This is a genomic window from Roseateles sp. GW821-FHT03B02, assembly GCF_059421025.1.
The window spans coordinates 323,177-337,821 of the sequence record NZ_JBWKUV010000002.1 but is presented as its reverse complement, the minus strand read 5'-3'; the positions used below and the strand labels follow the sequence as shown (position 1 = coordinate 337,821).

Annotated in this window: 16 protein-coding genes and 1 pseudogene; 2 read left to right on the top strand and 15 right to left on the bottom strand. The window is 62.1% G+C overall.

Translation table 11 applies throughout. The features are described 5' to 3' along the window. Nucleotides 1–11: 11 nt before the first annotated feature. The 11 genes from AC07VX_RS07840 to AC07VX_RS07790 all read right to left on the bottom strand — a co-directional run bounded on the left by AC07VX_RS07840 (nucleotide 12) and on the right by AC07VX_RS07790 (nucleotide 10,845). Complete coding sequence (locus AC07VX_RS07840; RefSeq protein ID WP_088481197.1) at nucleotides 12–1,193, bottom strand: efflux RND transporter periplasmic adaptor subunit; 1,182 nt, start codon at nucleotides 1,191–1,193, stop codon at nucleotides 12–14. Continuing rightward, nucleotides 1,190–2,506 carry a TolC family protein gene (locus tag AC07VX_RS07835; RefSeq protein WP_088481198.1) on the bottom strand — a complete coding sequence of 439 codons (1,317 nt, stop codon included), beginning with the start codon at nucleotides 2,504–2,506 and terminating at the stop codon, nucleotides 1,190–1,192. The genes AC07VX_RS07840 and AC07VX_RS07835 overlap by 4 nt, the downstream gene beginning before the upstream one ends. Before the next feature lie 85 nt (nucleotides 2,507–2,591). Further along, nucleotides 2,592–2,906 carry a cobalt-zinc-cadmium resistance protein gene (locus tag AC07VX_RS07830; RefSeq protein WP_088481199.1) on the bottom strand — a complete coding sequence of 105 codons (315 nt, stop codon included), beginning with the start codon at nucleotides 2,904–2,906 and terminating at the stop codon, nucleotides 2,592–2,594. Between the two features lie 207 nt (nucleotides 2,907–3,113). Beyond that, nucleotides 3,114–3,581: a Wadjet anti-phage system protein JetD domain-containing protein gene (locus tag AC07VX_RS07825; RefSeq protein ID WP_158218121.1), complete on the bottom strand. Its 468-nt coding sequence runs from the start codon at nucleotides 3,579–3,581 to the stop codon at nucleotides 3,114–3,116. Nucleotides 3,582–3,775: 194 nt separating this feature from the next. Further along, the gene (locus tag AC07VX_RS07820) at nucleotides 3,776–4,375 is read right to left on the bottom strand and encodes a hypothetical protein (RefSeq protein WP_144397099.1); all 600 of its coding nucleotides are present in this window, start codon (nucleotides 4,373–4,375) and stop codon (nucleotides 3,776–3,778) included. Between the two features lie 180 nt (nucleotides 4,376–4,555). Next, nucleotides 4,556–5,956, bottom strand: coding sequence for a hypothetical protein (locus AC07VX_RS07815; protein ID WP_268149261.1), 1,401 nt, complete (start codon nucleotides 5,954–5,956; stop codon nucleotides 4,556–4,558). After that, a complete protein-coding gene (locus AC07VX_RS07810) occupies nucleotides 5,953–6,942 on the bottom strand; it encodes an AAA family ATPase (protein WP_268149263.1) in 990 nt (329 codons plus the stop codon). The genes AC07VX_RS07815 and AC07VX_RS07810 overlap by 4 nt, the downstream gene beginning before the upstream one ends. After that, a complete protein-coding gene (locus tag AC07VX_RS07805; protein ID WP_493164197.1) occupies nucleotides 6,939–9,002 on the bottom strand; it encodes a hypothetical protein in 2,064 nt (687 codons plus the stop codon). The genes AC07VX_RS07810 and AC07VX_RS07805 overlap by 4 nt, the downstream gene beginning before the upstream one ends. Nucleotides 9,003–9,334: 332 nt before the next feature. Further along, entirely contained in the window at nucleotides 9,335–9,574 is a 240-nt protein-coding gene (locus tag AC07VX_RS07800) for a hypothetical protein (protein WP_493164195.1), read from the bottom strand. Next, nucleotides 9,571–10,227, bottom strand: coding sequence for a hypothetical protein (locus AC07VX_RS07795; RefSeq protein WP_493164193.1), 657 nt, complete (start codon nucleotides 10,225–10,227; stop codon nucleotides 9,571–9,573). Before AC07VX_RS07795 ends, AC07VX_RS07800 begins: the two co-directional genes overlap by 4 nt. 339 nt (nucleotides 10,228–10,566) lie before the next feature. After that, nucleotides 10,567–10,845, bottom strand: coding sequence for a DNA-binding protein (locus AC07VX_RS07790; protein WP_088481203.1), 279 nt, complete (start codon nucleotides 10,843–10,845; stop codon nucleotides 10,567–10,569). 173 nt (nucleotides 10,846–11,018) lie between these two features. On the opposite strand from AC07VX_RS07790, the gene AC07VX_RS07785 reads away from it, so the two are divergent. Beyond that, nucleotides 11,019–11,408, top strand: a complete 390-nt coding sequence (locus tag AC07VX_RS07785; protein WP_158218122.1) for a helix-turn-helix domain-containing protein — start codon at nucleotides 11,019–11,021, stop codon at nucleotides 11,406–11,408. Next, a complete protein-coding gene (locus AC07VX_RS07780; RefSeq protein WP_493164191.1) occupies nucleotides 11,405–12,121 on the top strand; it encodes a hypothetical protein in 717 nt (238 codons plus the stop codon). The genes AC07VX_RS07785 and AC07VX_RS07780 overlap by 4 nt, the downstream gene beginning before the upstream one ends. Before the next feature lie 512 nt (nucleotides 12,122–12,633). On the opposite strand, the gene AC07VX_RS07775 is transcribed toward AC07VX_RS07780, so the two are convergent. From AC07VX_RS07775 to AC07VX_RS07760, 4 genes and pseudogenes are all read right to left on the bottom strand, one after another. Beyond that, nucleotides 12,634–13,263, bottom strand: a complete 630-nt coding sequence (locus AC07VX_RS07775) for a helix-turn-helix domain-containing protein (protein ID WP_493164189.1) — start codon at nucleotides 13,261–13,263, stop codon at nucleotides 12,634–12,636. 109 nt (nucleotides 13,264–13,372) lie between these two features. Further along, nucleotides 13,373–13,588 (bottom strand): HAD domain-containing protein, encoded by a 216-nt coding sequence (locus AC07VX_RS07770; RefSeq protein WP_493164508.1) that lies wholly within the window; start codon nucleotides 13,586–13,588, stop codon nucleotides 13,373–13,375. Between the two features lie 56 nt (nucleotides 13,589–13,644). Continuing rightward, nucleotides 13,645–14,016 (bottom strand): annotated as a pseudogene (locus AC07VX_RS07765) (transposase); the annotation flags it as partial. Between the two features lie 111 nt (nucleotides 14,017–14,127). Then, complete coding sequence (locus tag AC07VX_RS07760) at nucleotides 14,128–14,607, bottom strand: hypothetical protein (protein ID WP_493164187.1); 480 nt, start codon at nucleotides 14,605–14,607, stop codon at nucleotides 14,128–14,130. Nucleotides 14,608–14,645: the final 38 nt, after the last annotated feature.

The following is a 14,645-nucleotide window of genomic DNA, read 5'->3' as shown; positions in this document are numbered from 1 at the left end:
TTGACTCCTGCTCAGTGTTCGTCGCCGATTTGCGACTTCAGCACGCGCGCCTTGAGCGCATAGGTGCCTGCGATCACGACCTGCTCGCCGACCACCAACCCCGACTTGACAACAGTACGTCCGGAGAGCTTGTCGCCGAGCTCAACGGCGCGCTGCTCGTACCCGCCCTTGGCGAACAAGAAGACGGTCGGCTGCCCCTGCATGAGGACGATGGCAGCATCTGGCACGCTGATGGCCGTAGACGTCGGTGCGTCGCCGCCCGTATCGATGATCGCTTTGGCGAACATCTCAGGCTTGAGTCTGCCGTCCCTGTTGGCCACCTCGATTCGTGCGGGAATGGTGCGGGTCTCCTTGTCCAGCAAACTCGCCACGTAGGTGACCTTCCCCTGAAAGGTCTGGTCTGGATAGGCCGCCACCACCACACCCGCCGCGACGCCGGGCCTCACCTTGCCCAGCTGGTTTTCGGTGAGATTGGCTTCCACCCAGACGGTCGACAAGTCAGCAACGGTGAAAAGCGGGTCACTGGGCGTTCCCAATTCGCCAACGGTGGCCTTCTTCTGCACCACGGTGCCAGTCAGCGGCGCCGTCAACGGGAACGTGGATTCGACGCGGCTCAGCCGCTTGGGATCCACGCCCAGCAACTTCAGCCGGTCCTCGGCGGCACGCAGGGCGACAGCGGCGCGCTCGCGCTCGGCCTTGAGCCTGAGGAAGTCCTTCTGCGCAATGATCTCCTCAGCGTTCAGCGCGGATGCGCGCTTGAAGTCCGCCTCAGCCGCACGATCGGTGGACTGCGCCTGAAGCAAGGCCACCGAAGCTTCACCGATGGCAAGGCTGTCCAGTGTGGCCAATGGTTGCCCCGCCTTCACCTGGTCTCCCAGATTGGCCGACACCCCGACGATGCGTCCTTCGACCCGCGGCGCGACGCGCGCGATACGGTCCTGGTTCACGCGGATGGTGGCCGTGACGCTGATGACGTCCGGTACCGGCTTGTTTTGCACGGTCTCGTACTGGATGCCGGCACGCTGTGCCTCGTCGGGCGCTAACTTGAGTCCTTCAGGACCACTGGCCTTTCCCGAGGGAGCCTCGGCAGACTTGGCGGGATCAGGCTTGTCGGACTTGCCGCATCCACTGAAAGCCAAGACAACGGCCATCGCTGCGACCGATGCCAAGATGGCGACTGGGCGGTTCTTCATGGTTGGGTTCCTTGATCCTCGGCGGGAACCCGCCCTGCGGCGTGTTCCAAGGCAATGCGGGTGGTCTGGAAATCGACCAGTGCGTCGATGAGGTCACGTCGCGCGTCCAGCGTCTGCCGGTTCACGACGATGAGTTCCAGGAGACCAATCTCTCCCGCGCGCTGCGACTTCAAAGACAACTGCTCGTTGTCCGCCAGCGTGGGCAGCACGGAGCCTTTAAGGCGCTGCACCCTCTGCTTGAGGCTCTGTAGGCGATACCAGAGCACCCGGACCTGGCTGTCGAGATCCCGCCGGGCCGCCTCGCGTTCGATCTGTGCCTGCGTCAGGTCCGTGGACGCTTGGCCGATGGCCGCGTCGTTGCGACGGAAGACCGGCAGGGGCAGGGACACCGACAGCGTGGTGAGGCGCTCACGCGCGTCCATGCTGCCTTCCCGACCGACGTTGACGCCAACTGTGACGTCCGGGTACCGCCCTGCCCGCTCGAGTCCAAGCTTGGAACGCGCGCTGTCGACGCGCGCCGTCAGCGACCGCAGTCGCGGCTGCGAGGACGCTGTCGCGAGCAGGTCGTCCACGTTCGGCAGACCTGCATCCAGACCTCGCTCCAGGTCCCCGGTAACCTTAGGCAGGATGCGGCTGGCAGCCTGCATCGCGACACCTAGCTCAGCCGCGGCGTCATCGCGCTGCTCTTGCAGCATGGCAAGTTGGTTATGCGCTCGCTCCGACTCGACGGCGGCTAAGTTGGCGTCGAGCTTGGTGTCCTCGCCGGCAGCCCTGCGCTTTTGAACGGCGTTGGCAGTCCCTTCAAACAGGCGCACCGCCTGTTCTTCGACGGTGATTCGCTGCTGCAGCCCGAGCACGCGGAAGAACTTCTGCGCCACCTCGGCGCGAACATCCCGCCGGGTGGCCTCGATGTCTTCTTGTACGGCCGTGAGTGACGCGCCGGCGATGTCACGGCGCAGGCCCTGCTGTCCGGCGATTTCCAAAGCCTGCGTGATGCCCGCACCCCACTCCCACCGGCGGTCAGTGGGCAAGCCTGCCTGCGGCACATCCCGCCGCGTGCGGTCGATCGACACCTGCGGGTTGTTGTAGAGCGGCGAACGAGCCTCCCGGCGCGCGCCGTGAGCGGCGTCAAGCTGAGCCTGCGTGGCCCGCAAGGTGGCGTTGTTGGACTCCGCGATCTGCAGAGCCAAAGCCAGGGTCAGGTCCGGCTCTTTACCGGCCGGCGCAGACGCCGGCTGTGCTGAAACCTCCACCCAACACATGGCGGCGGACATGAGCACAGCGCTGGCAAGTACCAGCGAACGTTTTCGCATCGAATTCTCCTAGTGGCATGAACCAACGGGGAATCCGACGAGACGTCGTCGAGGTCAGAGAGGGGATAGCGCGCGTCTCGCCGGATCAGGCGATGCGCAATCTGTCAGGTCGTTCTGGCAGCCCAGGGATATGGGACGCGTGCTCTAGCGGCTCCGCAAAGACATCCTGGTTGGGGGGTGAGTCGGCGGTGATCAGCACATCCACGCTCGGAACGCTGAAGCCGAAATGGCACATCTCGCAATCAGCATGCGACAGGCTGGCCGCCTTGGTTTCCTTGGTCTGCGCCTGGCCGGAATGCTTGTGCTCGTGATGGCCGAAGTGCTTCGCGGCAATGCCGCTTTCGTGGCCGCAAAACCCGGATGCCGCTGCCCAGGTGAACTGCACCGGCAGGACGATCATCAACAGGATGACGAAAAGGCGTCTCACGCGGTGCAGTGTATCCACGGCCAAGAGAATTGCCAGCGTCGACGTGAAGGACTGACGAGCACGCCCCCAAATTCGTCATCCGAGAGCGCTTCGAGAAGCGCTTCAATCTATCTGTCTAGACGACCAAGTACGTCCCGCTGCAGCTTTGACTCGAGCGCCAGGCACAGCTGAGGCGCCTGACTATCGTGGCGTCGGCACGATGACCCGCATGCCTTCCTGTTCATACGCAAGCTTTCGCTCGTCGACAAAGGCCCATTCCCGGTTCCAGTCGCGCGACGCGCAGATCCGGCGAATCGTCCGGAGCTCGCCATCGTCGAGGGCCTTGCGGGCGCCCTCGCTTGCTTCTTGGGTCTCTCTATTCAGCTCCCCACCCATGCCGTACAGCCTGAGTGCCCGCCCCTCATCTTGGCAGGCGGCGGCGAGCCGGTTCGCAATTCGGAACCCGCCGGCGTCGATGTCACACCAGTGCCTGACTTCAGCTGCATCAGGTAGCGCCTTCAGCATCAGACGGTAGATCCGCAGCCATGAGGGGCTGGGCATGCCCGCTGTGTAGATCAACGCGCAACCCCGGTCCGCCAAAGGAAGGCGTGCCAACTCATGGAAGGTGGATAGGTTCTCGACGGTCAGCAATGTGTCGACCTCGCCCATCGGCTCAACCCCGTCGATATGCGTGGGCGACAGGCCTAGATACGGCCGACAGACATCCAGGGCGTGCCCGTTATACATCACTCGGACGCTCACACTCAATGGTGAAGCTGTTCTCGGGATCCCTCCAGCCGCTCCAAGCCCGCCACGCCTCAAATCGCCGCCAGCCATAGACCCGGATCACATCCGTCGCACCTCTATGCCACTGCCAGTCTGACGACTTCGACAAACGGACCTTCGAAGCACCGTTCTCCTATCCGCCACGCGCTTACGGCAGCAACAACCAGCAGCGTATTCCCAGGAATATGCGCTCCCTCCTTTGGAGTGACGCGGCCGGTCCAGGTCATGTTGACGCGCTCGCACACCGGTACCTCCTCGGCCACCAGTGAGTCATCGATGCAGATGTTGAAACGGTCCTCCATGTACGCCCCGCCGATCGACGCAAGGACGTCAGGGTCTGCAAGCATCTGTTGTCCGACCATGCGCTTCAACGCCTCTTCGAAGATCTTGAAGTCGGTGTGCACTTCAGCCCATTTGCTTCGAGTAGAGAAAGCCACCGAAAGCAGTTCCTGCAGAGAGCCGGCCAGCGCGCTGTGCCCAAGTGCCAGCGCTCGGCACCGCGCCAAATCCAGATCGATGACCACGTGCCGCGCCTTATGGAAGTTCCTGAGCTCAGACCCCACTGCTTGGGCTGTCTGCAAAGCAGACAGCGAGGTGTAGCCCAGGCAAGCCGCGACCAGTTCCAGAGCATGGCCGAGCTTGATTGAAATGTCGTCTGCAGCGGCTTGCTTGCTCACGGCCCTCGCAATTGCAGAGATATCAATGGTCATAATTAGTTACTTTGGTTTTGGCGTGGTCGGCTGCCGGCGGCCGTCAACGCCAGATGCCACCCCTGGACGAAGATGGGCGACGCAGGGGCAACCTCTAGACACGGCGCTGGGATCTACAGGCCGGAATCCGGCCCAGGCCACGGTTGCTTATGGCTGTGACACCGCACCGAGCGGCGGGTCGCCAGGCAAAGACAGGGATGGCTTTCCCGCGGTCGTCGAGGTCACCAGACCCAGCGTCGAGGCGTCCTCTGGTGCTTCGATCAGCCAGTGCCTCCGGTAGCGCGAAGCCAGGCGATCCACCGTGTTCAAGTCCACATGGGTCCGAACTTCGAACTCGAGTCCGCCCGGCTCGGCTGTCGGGCGCAAGCGCCAGGGCAGCAGGAAAAGCGCCTGATCGGGCAACTCGGACCACGCCACCTGAACGCCGTACCGCAGCTTGCTCATCCGGATGAGGCTGCGAACGAACAATGCTTGCACCTGACGGGCAACCAGGAGACGCATCGCGCCCGTGTGCGATGGCAGCCAAGACCAAAAGGGTTGAGCCTTAGCTGCGGGTGGCGGCAATTCACCCAGAACGAAACGCTGCACTTCGAAGGCTGCTGCCGTTTGCCAAAACGCTGCAGCCACCGTCGACACACGCAAGTCCACGCGTGCCGCGCTATGCATCGCGTTCTCCACGCCTGGCGGCATCTCTTTCAATCTCACGTGCTTGGCGAGCCGCGTGGCCAACTCCTCAAAGGCCCCGATCACGGCACCACGGACCAACGCGAAGAACTTGGGGCGGTTCAGAGGGCCATCTTCTGCAGCGAGCATGAATGACTCCGTCCGGATTTTGAGGAGCCCGAGACCCATCGACGGATCTCCCCACAGGGCGTGTGCGTGGTGCAGTCGCACCAGCACTGGACTCGCGGCAACCTCCGCCAGCCTGTCGCACCGAAGCTCGCTGCGCGATTCGCCCGGCGCCGGCGGATCGGTCACCAACCGCCGTAGGGCGGCGAAACGCTCAACGGATGGATGGCCAACCGCGCAACCGACCGATGCCCGGCGACGCTCGCTTGCCATGTTGTGATCGCAGGCGCCGCAGTAGAAATGGTTGCGCGCCAGCGCCAGCGCGTTGGTCGGTATGGCGCGGCCGCAATGCGGGCAGCCCATCCGAAGCGGCTCCAGGTGGATCGGGCACAGAACCAGTTGAGGCAACTGGAACAGCGGGGAATGGTTGCCCACCTGCAAGCACGACCGGCAGTAACGCAAGTCACCGAGCAAGACGCGCCTGGGCGGGCGCCCCGCCAGCAAGTCCGCTCCGCGCGCCTGGGCCCACATCGCCGGATCGATCGCCATCGCCTCTGCCAGGTCCAGGGCGACTTCCTCTCCCAGATGAAAGATGGACGGCTTCATCTGCCACTTCTGCTTGGACAGCGTGGCGGCCTCACTGACGTCCAGCACCATGTCCGACGAAAATTCGACGAAGGCGATGAAGGCCGACTTCTCCAGTTTGAGGTCAAGGTACTGCTTGCCGTGACGGTTCCAGATGCGTGAGCTGTCTGTCATTGCGTCGCCTCCTGATGGTCGACCGCTGGCGCCTTGCCCTTGCAATAGGACAGCATGACCTTCTTGAAGCCGTTTCGGTCGAACGCATCGAGCACCGTGTGGTGAGTGACCTCCTTCTGATCGTTGTCCGGGTCGATCAGGAAGAAGAACAGATAGTTCAAGGTCTGCCTGAGGTAGGCCATCGGGAAGAACAGCTCCATGTTCATCTTGTCGACGTCGTGAACGGACCGGATTGCTTGCTCAATCGCTGGCACCAACCTGACGATCGACCAACCGCCCTGAGCGCGCTTTGGAAAATGCTTCCAAGTGAAGTGGTGATCCGCGCCATCCAGCGCCTGCAGGAACTCGGCGATCTGGTCGAACGACAAGCCACGAAACTCGCGCAGTTCCTGGAACTGCCGGCCCATGATGTGCAGGTTCTTGTCGACGTTGGCAATCGTGGACTGAAGTTCAGGCTGGCCAATGCATATGAGGCAAGGGATGTACTTCTTTTCTGAGATCGCCGCCTCCATCAAAGCGAATTCACCGTACAGGTCCGGTGCAACGTTCTGCAGTTCGTCGCCGATCACAACGACACGCCGCGTCTGTGGTGTGCATTTCAACCAGATTTCGTCCATCAACCGAATGCGCAACGATTCACGCTCGCGGGCTGTTGAGCGAACTCCCAAGTTGGTCAGGGCCCGCTTGAGCAGTTGCTCGGGCTTCTTGAACTGTTCTCCGCCGAACTGCAACCGGACGACGACGACCGTGCCACCGAACATCTCCAGGGCCACTTTCTCGAAGTACTTGGCAAACTCGGATTTCCCAACCCGTGGCAGTCCCCAGAAAGCGGCGCCGCATTGGTCGCAGTTGATCCACAGCGCCGCGGCCTGTGCGGCATCTTCGATCTGTGGCGTCCAGCTGATGCCTTCGAAGAAATAGAGCGATTCGACATTGCTCGGCAGAGGTCCTGCATCTTCCGGCGGTTCATTGACGCTATCGCTCATCGCATCCCCCTCGGCACATTGAAGCGGCGACCAGGCAGTCGGGGCGCCACGCTCGAGCGCGCCGGCGCGGGCATCGCTGGCCCTGTCGATGGGTCACGAGTGGCGGGCGCCCTCATCGGGGTCGGCGGCACGTAGCCATCGTTGTAGACCAGGGGCGCCTCTTCGCTGCCGTATTCGATCTGTGCTGCAGCCAACTCCTCCGGCGTCACCATGCGCTTCAGGTAGCTCATGAAATAGCAGAAATCCTGCCCGATGGACCAGTCGGTCTTGGCATCGTCGGCCAGGAACTGCAGCATCTGATAGACCGATATCTCCTTGGCTTGGGTCTTGAAGCGAGCAGCCTGCTTTCGTCTGCTGATGATCTGCTGGATGCGATGGTCGAAGGGCACGCGGCCCCAGTCCCCTTCGCACCTCAAGGTATCGACGTAGGCCATGTCGTCGTTGCAGATGATGGCTGTGCGCAAGTCGTCGTAATCCTGCAAGATCCAGTACTCTCGGACGCCATCGGGCGGATTGGCCTTCAGCCATTTGCTCGAATAGCGGCGATCCACGGGGCTGATCAGAATGAACGGAAGCCGCCCGCTGGTGGTGATCTCGCACTTCACCGGAAGCCGCTTGGGCGCACAGAAGTGGTAGCCCTCTCGCTGGTGCTCGGGCAAGTAGTTGGGCTCGAAAGTTCCGCGGGCCAACAGTTCCTTCATCCGCGTGAAGGAGTCAAGGTAGCCTGCTGACGCCGAGTCCGATACGTTCTCGTTGGCCAGCTGACAGTAGAGACCCTGCTCATAGTGGTTGAAGTGCACGAGCTTCTCGGTCGGACAATCGGCGATCTGGCGAAGCGGATCCTTCGGACCGCTGCCTAGTGCCCCGGGCAGTTGAAGGTCAAAGCACTTTCGGGTGCGATGGATGTTGGACTCGACTTCGGGTCGGCCTAAGGGCGTGCCTGGAGGGCCCAACACCACGCGCCCCCCGAACAGCCGCATGACCACCTCTTGCAGGTCGTTGAACAAGTGGGCTAGGGCGTTGTCCAGATAGATCACCACCGGCACAACGAACTTGAGCTTCTCGAAGATGTCCTGCGGGAAGCCTGCCCCTTCAACCGGCTTCATATTCGGATCCACCATCGGTGGAACCGGCTGGCCGAGCACTGCATTCTTGAGGAGCTTGATGACGTCCGCGCCCTTGGCCTGGCGCGTGAAGCAGACTTGGAAGGCGATGTTCATCGCGTAGTCGCCGAGGCTACGCAGGCGAAGGACAGGAAACCGGCGCACGCGGACGATGTCCCCACCCCAGCGCACGCTTGGGATGATCACCTTCGCTTCCAGGTTGGAATCGCACTCGTCGATCACCCAAGCCAGGTAGTCACAGAACGGCGTCCTGGCTTCGCCATCACCCGACAACGACGCGGCCGTCACGGCTGCGGCCTTGCCGCTGTTCTTCTTGATGTGTGCAAGCAGGTATTGAGGGATGTATTTCGTCTTGAACCAACGCAGCAGCGGTCTGAACCCCTTGGTCGCGCACCGAAGGGGATAGTCTTCGTCAGTCAGCCCCTCTTCCTTGCAGATCGCTTGAAACTTGGTGTGCAGCGTCTTGTCGCCGATCTTGTTCGGCCTTTGTTTACCGTTCAGGAACTCGACGAGCTTGGTTTCTATGGCGGGGCGGTCGGTAAAGAGCTTGCCAAACAGGCCACTGAAACCGGCGGTTGGAGCGTCCTGCGGATCCGACGGCTGGAGATCGGCAGTGCGCACGCGGTTGCTCTGCACTTTGAAGCGGACAAAGGCTCGCGTCCCCGTGATGCCGTTGCCTTCCTTCCAAGGCTCGATTGCCTTCTCGATGTAGTCCAAGACCCTGAAGGGCCGCATGCCGGCAGCCTTGGCAAGGTCGGCAACGCACTGCTTTTTGGTGAACAGCTCCGCCGCCTTGCACAGGCCGTCGTAGCGATCCAGTTCATCCTCCGGGATCGCTGACCTTGCCTCTCGTGGCCACGACTTGAATTCTTGAAAGTCCTTGGGCAGCTTGAGCAGCAGCGCCTTTCGACGCATCTCCGATTTCCGGGCGCTCATTCAGGCCACCTCTTGGGTTGAGGCCGAACCGAAGGTTGCGACAACCCTTCAGCCCACCGCGAGCGCGCCTGACGGCCAAGGCTCCTGGTGTTGAGCGGATAGTCGTCAGCTCCCAGGCCTTCGCACTTGCACGCCTGGACCAGCACTTGGTGCAGCTCGCGCAGCGTTAGCGAAACCGGCCGCGGCTTTTTGTTCAGATAGGCTGTGAGGGCCTGTGAGATACGCGGGTGCTGGGAAAGCAGTCGCCGAAAGGCTCCCCGGGGCACGCGATCCGCGCGCGAGCCGTCACCGGCCGGAACGCTCCGCCGGCCGTTTCTTGAAGAGGTGTCCATTCAATGGCCCTCCTCATCGGCGCTGACATTGCTCAGGTTCTGATTCGACTCGTTGGAGCAACGCGCGAACGGCATGCTCTGCGGCCCGGCTACGACGCTCCTGACCTCCGAGGAGGAGGACGTCGCGCGCAGCAAATCACATAGCTGCGCTAGCACCCGACGGGTGTGGCCTGCCTTGGCAATCGCCGTCAGATGGAGAAGCGATACGCCCTGACGAGATGGTGCGAGGATTGAAGTCATTGCATGCCTCCTGCAACCGCGGAGGTGTGCAACTCGCCGTCTTGACGATGGACAACTAGGTGACCGGCCACATGAAGCCGGGCCAGGCGTGCCCTGATCAGGTCACGTGGCGCGTCGATCTGCGAGCAGAGCTCGGCCAGCGTCCTGTTGCCAGTGGCCACCAACGCCACCAGCGCGTCGTCGTATTCGCTGCCCTTTCGTACCCACAGCACGGCCACTTGGCGGAGCTTTTCCCACCACCAGAACTCGTCAGCGCGAGTGCGGATTTCGGCGCGTGTACGGACAATGACTTGCGCGCCGTTGGCGGCCGCGATCTTGCCAAGGGCCCGCATCGCTGGGGTGGACGCATCGGTCTTGGCCACGAAGACATAGTCAACCGAGTCATCTCGCCGCGTCACGACAAAGGTAGCTTGGGCGCTGCGATCAGTGCCCGCGATGACGGCCTTCACGTCCGTTGGTTTGCGCGTCAACGACTTGGTCGTCGGCGAGAAGCGCTCCAGCACCCAGGCCTCGTAATGGAGGTCGGAGCCGAATTGCAGGGGTTGGACGCCGAAAGGGTCGTGAGCCCGGTTCTGGGTCCGCTTGAACTCGCGATAGCGTTCCTGACGGCCGCCCCAATGGGTCACGACCGAGTGGTGGTCTTGTTCTTTCATGAGAAGTGTCCAGGCATGAGCCACCATCCGGTCGGGGCACAGCCCGACCGCCAAGGCTCGATGGGATGGGTCCAAGTGCGGCTCGAAGGCCGCCCATGGCTGCGCTGGGACGGGCTGTCCTGGCCCGTCGTCTTTTCGCCGCTGGGCGCGGTGACCGAAAAGCTCAGCAGGCGCTTGACGCCTGCCCAAATCCGCCGGACACTTCCTATGTAGGTGTTAGGAAAAAGTCCCGACGCGTCAGTGGATCCCCATCCCTGACGCGTTTGGCGTTTTTGGGTCCCAGATTTCGGACGACTTGGTCCTTGCGTCTGGCACCACCTCCTGTTTTTTGCCTAGGTCCTAGGCGGATTCGAAATCGTCGACCGGCACTGATTTCATGCCCAGCGCGACGGCAATCTGAAAACTGCTTCCTCGGACAGCCTTGCGGGTCCCGGCGAGCACCTGGTAGACCAAAGCTGGGCTGAACCGCCGCTCAAGTGCCCACTCAGTGATCGTGATGCCGCGGTCGGCGAACCACTGCGCGGCTTCTTCCTTCGTCTTCAGCTTGACGGCCCTGCCTCGTCCGGTAGAAGCGGGGCCGTCAAGCTGACTTTCCTCAGCGGGCGCAATAGGCTGCATGTGTTCCACTTGCTGCGAAGCATTTCAAACTAAATAAATACTTTTGTACTTGTTTTGTTTGAAGCGCGAGTCTGCGCGCGGCGCGCCGGGTGTGTCAATCGCTGAAAATGGCCGGAAGACCTAGAAAAAACCCTGAGTTCCCTCTCCCTCCACCCGAAACCGCGGGCGAGCGGTTGGCTGCCGAACGTCGCCGCCTGGGACTTACGCAGGAGGAACTGGCAGGCATCTTGGACGTTGCTCACTCGGCTGTCCAAAAATGGGAGCAGGGCCGCAACTCCATTAAGACGCCTGTTCTTCATGCGATGCGCGAGGCGAAGATCGACGTCAATTTCGTCGTCTATGGGAAGGATCGCGAAGCACTTGAACCCCTCGATGCAGCCCTCTGGGAACGCGTGAAAGCCTGGGATGCCACCAATCCCAACGATGTCGACGGCAAGCCGCTGAATGAATACGCTCGATACCAGCGCATCACTCTCTTCTATCGATGGCTCAGGGACGGTCCGCGCAACGAAGCCGAAGTCGAAGAACGGTTGAGCCAGCTGTCGGGACGGAAGGCTGCATGAGCAGGCCGCGGCTGACCGCCGAGGGCATCACCCAGCGATCTCTGGAGCTGGCGATGGTGTTTTCGCAAAGGACTGTTGGCGGTGCCGACGTTCAGTGGCAGCAGATCGCCCAGGCAATCAACTGGCACCGCCTTTCATGCCGATCTCTTCGGATAGCCCTGCGCTGGTACCAGGCGCTGCTCAGCCGCCGGTTAACCAAGTGCTTTGCGCTAATTGCGGAGCAAAGGGCCATGCTGGAACTGGCTGCGGACGATAGCTCGAGCGATGAGGCACTCCTAGATGCACTGATCGCGCTTTCCAGGTCTCAGGTCGATTACGAGCTGGGGCCGAGCGCGACTCCGAAGCAACTTTTGGGTCTCGAGGTCTGCGAGATCCCTGAAGTCCGAGCCCGATACGCCCACCTGGTGCGAAACGGCGAGATTTCGAGCACCGCTGAAGGCCTGACGCTGACAAGAGCGAAGCGCCGAAGAATCGCCGGCTATTCACTCTTCGCCATGTTCGTGGCCTGGCTGGCATTCGTATTCGTGTGGATGGCCATCGATGGCAAGCTGAACATGACCCAGTTGATCGGCTATTTGGTCGGAAGCGTCGTAATGTCCGCTGTCTTGACTCGCGGCTTGTTTACCGAACTGACCTCCGATGAGCGCACCGTCCGAGACTTGAATCAGCGTCTGCGGCCGCGGCCGGTCGACGGAAAACCAACGGTCAAGTGATCGAACATCCTCTGGCTGTATTACCCAACGATGGTGACCAACTGGCTGCATTACCCAACGATCGCCTACAGTGGCTAGGTCGCCCAACGTTGGCGTCCACTTTCCGAGAGGTAAACGCTGGGCGTTCGAATCTGGAAGTCGTTCAAGATCAAGAACTTACTTGCAAACGCCCTGCCCAGCGTTCACGTCGTACGGCCACAGTGCACCTGAACGCCATGCGTCGCCGCTCTAAATCTTGCCCAGCGAAGGCATCTACACACGTTAGATCAACTCGACATGAGGCGGCGCACGCAAGATCGTTGACACATGACCAGCGCGCCGAGCGCGACGCCTGGGCGCATGGCGGCCAGACAACGTGATCTTCGTCCAGTGCACGTTGATGAGCTCCTCCGCATGCAGATGCATGACGAGGTCCCTCATCCGAGGAGCGAAGAACACATTCGCGTCAATCAAAACGACGCGAGGCGGCTGAGCCGCCCCGCCACTAGGCGTTTGCCGACGTTTGGCCATGCTCAGCGACCAGCGCGACGAGGAACGCCGGCGAGTTCATCGTCGTACAACCCCAGCTTCTGGCTGGCTTCCATCATTGCGTCTAGCCCCTTGGCTTGCCGCTCTTTGCTGCGAGCCTTGTAGTCGAGCAATGCAGTCCTAGAAATCCGGCGGTGATTGCCCGCTGTCCTGCGTATTTCCCCAAGAGCGCCCGAGTCTGCCAACGTGTTGAGATGGCTTCGGGAAACATGCAACAGCTTCGCTGCCGCCTCGCTGGTCAGCTCATCGTCCTCCAACGCCTCGCGAGCTCCAGCGGATGCGGCGCTATCCCGAGGGAGCGCCTTTCCCGTAAGGCCAAGGGATTGGATTTGAACAGTTGATAGCAAGTGGAGCAACACCGCACGTTGTTCCGCGGCCGCCTTGCTTACCAACAGGCCCGTGACAAACGCCTCTTCGAGCAATCCAGGAACCTTTTCGGCGACAACTTTCTCGACTGCCTTCGGAGAGGTCTTCTTGGCCGTCAGTTGAGCGTTAACCAAAGACGACAACTTGGCCGCAAGGCCTGCAGTGATGTCCGCGAGCACAAAGCTAAGCTCCTTCCGCCCTTGAGGGTCGAGGGAAGGCGCGGAGGCGGTACGTGCGAGTGTGGTCATGGCGAACTCCAGTTGACTGGTAGTGTAGCTAAAACCGTCAAAATCGTCAAAATCGGTGGCCGAGGACTCCTTGCCGTGTGGGCATGGAAGCGTGGCTTCCGGCCCGCCCTCAAGCTCCCACGGCCTCCCCCAACCCAAAGTTGCCCAGCAAGACGGTCGCAAGGCGGTCCTGCGCCGCCGGCTCCATGAGGCCGAGGCAGCCATTCGTTGCTACCAGATGGCCGCGGCGCTCGTCGGCAGTCCACAGCGATGACTCGTCGTCGATAGCAATCCATGCGGCGGGCCGCAGCCATTCGATGTGTCGACGCACGATGTCGCAGGTGATGTCCCAGCGCGTCGTGTAAGTCCACAGCCAGGACAGGCTGGGATGCGCGGGGTTACTCAGCGTGCCACTGCGGACAACCGAGTCGGGACAGTATCACTGAGGGTCTGCAGCCCCTCGAGCTGCATGTAGCGCCGGTTCAGACTCCACTCGTCGTTCTGCTCCAGCATCATGGCGCCGACCAGCCGAGTGATCGAGTTGTCGTTGGGGAAGATGCCCACGACATTGGTCCTGCGCTTGATCTCCGCGTTGAGCCGTTCCAGCGGGTTGGTGCTGTAGATCTGGGGCCAGTGCGCCCTGGGGAAGCCCATGAAGGCCAGCACGTCGTGCTCGGCGTCGTCCATCATGGCGCTGAGCTTGGGCAGCTTCTCGCGGAACTGGTCCGCCACGCCGCGCCACTGCGTCCTGGCCGCCTCGGCCGTCTGCCGCGATCGCTGTGGAAGATCAGCCCGGCCTTCCGTTCCAGCTCCGGCACAGCTTCACCGCGCCAGGCTAGCCGGAAGCACTGACAACCAGGGTGGAACGGCGGGAGGTGCCACTCATCAGGAACCACCGCTCTCATCGGCCCACTTCGCGCGCTCCCAGGCCATCTCGCGCTGAATGTGCTGCGCATGGACCCGCACCTCGTCGGGGACGACCTCGTACCTATGGCGGTACTCCATCAAGACCTTCCGGCTGGCAGTGGCGACCCGAGAGAGATTCAGGAGCCGATTGACCGCCTCGCCAACCACGGCCCGCACGTACACGGGTCGCTCCCAAGCGGCGACCTGCTCGGCGATGCGTCGTGCGACAACCTGAAAGTATTGGGGGTTCGGCCCCGGCGCGCTCTCTTCGCAAAAGCCCGTGGCCGCCGGCCAGCTCTTCGAGCGGCGGTTCTTGTTGCGCCTCAGCGCGTTGCCCGATGGGCTGATGGCTGGTTCTCGAGGCATGGCGGCAGCCCGGGCGAGGGAACAGCCATTGAAGGCCGCGTTCGCCGGCGCCGCCAGCTCCGGCCCCGTTGCCGAAACGACTCCCGGATGCACGCGGAGTGGGTTGCAGACGGGTCTGGACAGCTCTCCAG

Bases quoted from the DNA above. Each gene is read 5' to 3' on its own strand.
- AC07VX_RS07805 (WP_493164197.1), bottom strand. From the start codon at position 9,002: ATGAGCGCCCGGAAATCGGAGATGCGTCGAAAGGCGCTGCTGCTCAAG.
- AC07VX_RS07780 (WP_493164191.1), top strand. From the start codon at position 11,405: ATGAGCAGGCCGCGGCTGACCGCCGAGGGCATCACCCAGCGATCTCTG.
- AC07VX_RS07810 (WP_268149263.1), bottom strand. From the start codon at position 6,942: ATGAGCGATAGCGTCAATGAACCGCCGGAAGATGCAGGACCTCTGCCG.
- AC07VX_RS07815 (WP_268149261.1), bottom strand. From the start codon at position 5,956: ATGACAGACAGCTCACGCATCTGGAACCGTCACGGCAAGCAGTACCTT.
- AC07VX_RS07825 (WP_158218121.1), bottom strand. From the start codon at position 3,581: ATGGGCGAGGTCGACACATTGCTGACCGTCGAGAACCTATCCACCTTC.
- AC07VX_RS07800 (WP_493164195.1), bottom strand. From the start codon at position 9,574: ATGACTTCAATCCTCGCACCATCTCGTCAGGGCGTATCGCTTCTCCAT.
- AC07VX_RS07790 (WP_088481203.1), bottom strand. From the start codon at position 10,845: ATGCAGCCTATTGCGCCCGCTGAGGAAAGTCAGCTTGACGGCCCCGCT.
- AC07VX_RS07840 (WP_088481197.1), bottom strand. From the start codon at position 1,193: ATGAAGAACCGCCCAGTCGCCATCTTGGCATCGGTCGCAGCGATGGCC.
- AC07VX_RS07830 (WP_088481199.1), bottom strand. From the start codon at position 2,906: ATGATCGTCCTGCCGGTGCAGTTCACCTGGGCAGCGGCATCCGGGTTT.
- AC07VX_RS07775 (WP_493164189.1), bottom strand. From the start codon at position 13,263: ATGACCACACTCGCACGTACCGCCTCCGCGCCTTCCCTCGACCCTCAA.
- AC07VX_RS07835 (WP_088481198.1), bottom strand. From the start codon at position 2,506: ATGCGAAAACGTTCGCTGGTACTTGCCAGCGCTGTGCTCATGTCCGCC.
- AC07VX_RS07795 (WP_493164193.1), bottom strand. From the start codon at position 10,227: ATGAAAGAACAAGACCACCACTCGGTCGTGACCCATTGGGGCGGCCGT.